We start from the raw sequence: 223 nt of genomic DNA, 5'->3' as shown, positions 1-223 counted from the left end.
CTATAACCATAAAATTGAGGTTCCGGCCGGATGGTACGTGGATAAGGAGAGCATCCGGGAGGCTTGGCACGAGAAAACAGGGTATTTGTATTTTTCCTACACGCTGGTACAACTGCCGGACAACAAGGCAGACCGGGAACGGAAGAGGGAAGAATCTTATATCCTGAATCTGGAGACCGGAGAAGTGGAGATCACAGAAAGGAGGACCGACCGTGGAAAAAGC

The 223-nt window shown here is 50.2% G+C and carries 1 pseudogene; it reads left to right on the top strand.

Annotated features, from left to right (window positions below):
* Positions 1-223 (top strand): annotated as a pseudogene (locus HJY11_RS14070) (hypothetical protein); the annotation flags it as partial.

The organism is Bittarella massiliensis (ex Durand et al. 2017) (assembly GCF_017566145.1).
Lineage (GTDB): Bacteria > Bacillota > Clostridia > Oscillospirales > Ruminococcaceae > Bittarella > Bittarella massiliensis_A.
Note: the sequence above shows the minus strand (reverse complement) of the source record. Positions and strands in the feature narration are given on the sequence as shown.